This is a genomic window from Craterilacuibacter sp., assembly GCF_051659485.1.
Lineage (GTDB): Bacteria > Pseudomonadota > Gammaproteobacteria > Burkholderiales > Chromobacteriaceae > Craterilacuibacter.
Genome location: NZ_JBOFOO010000173.1, coordinates 1 through 4,425 on the forward strand (window position 1 = coordinate 1; position 4,425 = coordinate 4,425).

Annotated in this window: 5 protein-coding genes and 1 pseudogene; 2 read left to right on the top strand and 4 right to left on the bottom strand. The window is 60.2% G+C overall.

Going from position 1 to position 4,425, the window contains the following annotated elements; all coding sequences use genetic code 11:
- From ACRC1E_RS06040 to ACRC1E_RS06050, 3 genes and pseudogenes are all read right to left on the bottom strand, one after another.
- Positions 1–384 (bottom strand): annotated as a pseudogene (locus tag ACRC1E_RS06040) (allantoicase); the annotation flags it as partial.
- A complete protein-coding gene (gene puuE, locus ACRC1E_RS06045) occupies positions 381–1,313 on the bottom strand; it encodes an allantoinase PuuE (protein ID WP_438514215.1) in 933 nt (310 codons plus the stop codon). The gene puuE and the pseudogene ACRC1E_RS06040, both read right to left, overlap by 4 nt.
- Complete coding sequence (locus ACRC1E_RS06050; protein WP_438514211.1) at positions 1,313–2,509, bottom strand: urate hydroxylase PuuD; 1,197 nt, start codon at positions 2,507–2,509, stop codon at positions 1,313–1,315. The genes puuE and ACRC1E_RS06050 overlap by 1 nt, the downstream gene beginning before the upstream one ends.
- Before the next feature lie 209 nt (positions 2,510–2,718).
- Here ACRC1E_RS06050 and uraD point away from each other — a divergent pair, with 209 nt between their 5' ends.
- Positions 2,719–3,243: a 2-oxo-4-hydroxy-4-carboxy-5-ureidoimidazoline decarboxylase gene (gene uraD, locus ACRC1E_RS06055; protein WP_438514212.1), complete on the top strand. Its 525-nt coding sequence runs from the start codon at positions 2,719–2,721 to the stop codon at positions 3,241–3,243.
- On the opposite strand, the gene ACRC1E_RS06060 is transcribed toward uraD, so the two are convergent.
- On the bottom strand, positions 3,209–4,174 hold the full coding sequence (locus tag ACRC1E_RS06060; RefSeq protein WP_438514213.1) for a LysR family transcriptional regulator: 966 nt from the start codon (positions 4,172–4,174) through the stop codon (positions 3,209–3,211). The genes uraD and ACRC1E_RS06060 overlap by 35 nt on opposite strands.
- 56 nt (positions 4,175–4,230) lie before the next feature.
- Between ACRC1E_RS06060 and ACRC1E_RS06065 the strand changes: the two genes are divergently transcribed.
- The coding region (locus ACRC1E_RS06065; protein ID WP_438514214.1) for a hypothetical protein at positions 4,231–4,425 on the top strand (195 nt) is incomplete at its 3' end.

The following is a 4,425-nucleotide window of genomic DNA, read 5'->3' on the forward strand; positions in this document are numbered from 1 at the left end:
TGTTTGCCACGACGACTCGAGCAGCGGGTCAGCACCAGCCAGACAGCCTTCAAGCGCTGCGGCCGGCGGGTAATTGCCGGTAAAGAAGCTGGTATCGATATCCACGCCGGCAAGCTGCCCAGGGCAAGCCAATCGCACCACGCACCAGTCATTCCCCCCACTGCGGCGCCGGCGTGACTCCCAACCGTCCATCCATTTGCCGTTATCGTCGTAGCGGCCAGGGAAAAACTGCGCGGCATCCGGAGCCAGCAAGCGAGACATGGGCGCAAAGAAATCATCGGAACAGGCCAGCGTCACCGCGCCGAGGCGCATATCGGCAAGGTTGACGCTGTTGCGGGCCCAGGCCGGCAACTCGGCCGCAGGGGCAGTCAGGGGAGGAATCATGGAGCGCTCCTTGGTGTAAACGGATGATGTAAATGCCAGTGGCGGGCAATGTCGACTCGGCGGCATACCCAGACACGGTCATGCTGTTCAAGGTAATCAAGAAAGCGCTTCAGCGCGGCAAAGCGCCCCGGGCGCCCCAGCAGGCGGCAATGCATGCCTATGGACAGCATCCGTGGCGTGTCGCTGCCTTCGGCATACAGCACATCGAAACTATCCTTCAGGTATTGGAAGAACTGCTCGCCGGTATTGAAACCCTGTGCGGTGGCGAAGCGCATATCATTGCAGTCCAGCGTATAGGGCACGATCAGGTGCGGATGGCGGGCACCGCCTAGGGTCTCCACCTCGGTCCAGAACGGAAGTTCGTCGCCGTAATAGTCGCTGTCGTACAAAAAACCGCCATGCTCGACCAACAAGCTGCGCGTGTTCGGGCTATCCCGCCCGGTATACCATCCCAAAGGGGGAGCGCCGGTCAGCCGGGTGAGTACCTCCACTGCACGTGCCATGTGCGCGCGCTCGGTTTCAAGATCGACCGTCTGGTAATGAATCCAGCGCCAGCCGTGGCTGGCTATTTCGTGCCCAAGCTCGACGCAGGCCGCGGCGATTTCCGGTACGCGCTCCAGCGCCATGGCTACGCCGAATACCGTCAGCGGCAAGCCGCGGCGCTCGAATTCGCGCAGGATGCGCCACACCCCGACCCGCGAACCGAATTCATAGATCGACTCCATCGACAGGTGCCGGTCAGGGTAGGCGCTGGCGCCGATGATTTCTGACAGGAACTGTTCCGAAGTCGCATCCCCGTGCAGGACGGAACACTCCGCCCCCTCCTCGAAATTGAGCACGAACTGCACCGCCACGCGGGCCGCACCCGGCCATTGCACGGCAGGCAGATTGCGGCCGTAACCGGTCAAATCACGCGGATAGGACGTCATCACGGCTGCACCCCTTGCCCCTGTGCGGCAAACCAGCGGCTAATCAACTGCCGCTCGCTTTCGGTCATCTGGGTCAGATTGGCCAGCGGCATGGTGCGGCTGAGTACAACCTGCTGGTGAATGCGTACCGCATTAGCCGCGATGGCATGATGGTCATCCAGACGCAGCCCGGCCGGCGGTGCGGCAAACCCGGCTTGCGTCGGCTTTGCCGCATGGCAGGACACGCAACGCTCTGTCAGCACGCGCTGCACCTGAACCACATCGACGCCTTCCACCCGCAACTGCGGGGCAACTGCGGGCGGCGCGATGCGCCACGCCACCAGCGCCAGCAGCAGACAAGCCCCTGCCGGGAAACGCCAATCGACGACGCCATGGTGGCGTCTATTGAAAAAATGGCGGATTAGTGCACCAGCCAGCATCAGCAGCCATAACACCAGCCACGACTGCTTGTGCTGGTAGAGAAAGGCATAGTGGTTGCTGATCATCGCCAACAAGACCGGCAAGGTCAGATAGTTGTTGTGCAGTGACCGCTGTTTGCCGCGCAGGCCATCTCCTGCATCCGGCTGGCGTTGGGCGCTCATGGCGGCGACCATCCGGCGCTGGCCGGGGATGATGACCCACAGCACGTTGCCGGCCATCCAACTGGCCAGCGTCGCACCGGTCAGCAGGAACGCGGCGCGTGGCGCAAAAAACTGCGCAAAGGCGAAACTCAACGCGCCGACCAGAAGGATCAGCAGGAGCGCCTGTATGACTGACCGGCCGGCAAGCATGCGGCATACACTTTCGTACAGCAGGGTACCCAGCAGCATCATCCCTAAAGCAAGCATGGTCGCCTGCCATTGGGTCAGCGCTGCCACGCCCGGATCAACCAAATAACCCGGACGGAGAAAATAGAGTGTCGAGAGCAAGGCCATGCCGGACAGCCAGGTCGTGTAAGCCTCCCAGCGAAACCAATGCAGTTTTTCAGGCAATACCGGCGGCGCCAGCCGATACTTTTGCGGGTTGTAGAATCCGCCGCCATGAACGGCCCATAATTCACCGCTGACGCCTTTCGCCTGCAGTGCAGGCTCCTGCGGTGGGGTCAGATGATTATCCAGCCAAACAAAATAAAACGATGCGCCTATCCAAGCAGTCGCGGCGATCACATGCAACCAGCGCAATAGCAAACCGGCCCAATCCAACCAATATCCATCCATGCGTCGGGCACTCCTTATTGTTGTCTCTGCGATTATTCGAGGTTTTGCCCGTCATGAGGGCAATACCCTTTATTGCCAATCACGCATATTTGCCGCAGCCCTGAGCCGTTATCGGCATTCGGACAAGGTGAGTATGCGAATTCGTGCATTGGCGAAAAAAGAGCCGTTACCGATAATCCAGCGCATACCTACTGCAAAGGATTTCCTTGATGCTCACGCAGATTTTGCCCAGCGAACTTTCCGGGCTTGACCGTACCGCTTTCGTCAGCGCGCTGTCCGGCGTTTACGAACACAGCGACTGGGTGGCCGAACGCGCTTGGGATACGCGCCCGTTTGCAAACCGCAATGCCTTGTTTGCGGCACTCGACCACGCGATGCTTAGTGCATCGCCAGACCTGCAGCACATGCTGATTCGCGCCCATCCCGAGTTGGCAGGTGTTGCGGCCAGCGCGGGACAACTGAGCCTTGCTTCGACACAGGAGCAACAAGAGGCAGGACTAGTCACGCTGGGGCATGCTGCGCAGACGCGCATGCAGGTACTCAACGCACGCTACCGGGAAACATTCGGGTTTCCATTCATCATCGCCGTGCGTGGGCGTACGCCTGAGCAAATCGCCGACGAACTGGAACAGCGCCTGCAGCAACAGCCGGCCGAGGAATTTGCTACCGCCCTGCAACAGATTGCGCTCATCGCAGGCTTCAGGCTGGCTGCGCGTGTCGCGGACGCGGGCTAAGCGGCTCATCGTCTCGCATCGCCGACATCACCTGATCCCGGAACCAACGATCTGCTTCGCTGTAATGGCTGCGCTCGTGCCAGAGCAAGTAGTAGCGTACCGACGGCAAGGACATCGGCAGCGGTAGATATTCGACCGGCAGCAAGCCGGCATAATGTTCGGCAAATTGCCGCGAACAGGTGAACAGCAGGTCGCTCTGCAACAGCAGATAGGGCGCAAGATTGAAGTACGGCACTTGGGCGACCACATGGCGGCGCAGTCGCTCGCGCGCGAAATACAGGTCGAGGTTCCCCCGCGGACCGGCGCTATGTGGCGTAGGGGCCAGATGCCCGGCCCCCAGATAGGCATCGACGTTTAGCCCGCCACTCAATAAGGGATGCCCGCTGCGCATCAGTACCACGAAGTCCGTCTCGAACAGCGGGGCGGTACGTAGATGCTCGGGGGGCTCCGGCCAGTTACCGATCACGCAATCAATCTCCCCGGATTCCAAAGCCCCCAGCCAGTCATAATCCGAGCCTAGCGCATGCATCGTAATCGTCGCCCCGGGAGCCTGACGGTTCACGCGGCTGACCAGACGGCCAAGGTGCCCCGCGTGCAGGTAATCCGGGCTGGCGATACTGAAAGCCTGCCTCGTTTGGGCCACCTCAAAAGATGGCTTTCCAATAAGAGTCATCAGCTCGAGTTTTTCCAGTGCGGCACGCACGGTGTCGTGTAACGCAAGCCCGCGCTCGGTCGGCGTCATTCCAAAGCGGCCACGCACCAGCAACGGATCGCCGCTGATCTCGCGCAGGCGCTTGAGCGACGTACTGACCGCAGGCTGGGACAAGCCCAACTTGAGGGCTGCACGCGAAACGCTGCATTCATTCAATAAAACGTTAAGCACCTTCAAAAGGTGAATATCGACTCCGTCCCACGATGGAATACTGCGCATATATCCCTCCCCCGTTCTATGTGCCACACCGGATGCCGGCGGCAATTGGCGTATGCATGATTGATGTACAGGAGATCAAAGCACGTGCCATGCCACCACCGGCCATGGAGGCCAAGGGGCGTGCTAAGCCGGCTTATAAACAACACCGATACACTTTATCGGCGCATAAGGCTGCCAATGGAACGGCACTTGCTAGAGACTGGCATCGACATCATCCAAAAGGCGATTGCCATGGGAAAACTGACCACCCA

What these genes read in the sequence shown, in the direction of transcription:
- puuE (WP_438514215.1), bottom strand. Translation starts at nt 1,313, where the DNA reads ATGACGTCCTATCCGCGTGATTTGACCGGTTACGGCCGCAATCTGCCT.
- ACRC1E_RS06050 (WP_438514211.1), bottom strand. Translation starts at nt 2,509, where the DNA reads ATGGATGGATATTGGTTGGATTGGGCCGGTTTGCTATTGCGCTGGTTG.
- ACRC1E_RS06060 (WP_438514213.1), bottom strand. Translation starts at nt 4,174, where the DNA reads ATGCGCAGTATTCCATCGTGGGACGGAGTCGATATTCACCTTTTGAAG.
- uraD (WP_438514212.1), top strand. Translation starts at nt 2,719, where the DNA reads ATGCTCACGCAGATTTTGCCCAGCGAACTTTCCGGGCTTGACCGTACC.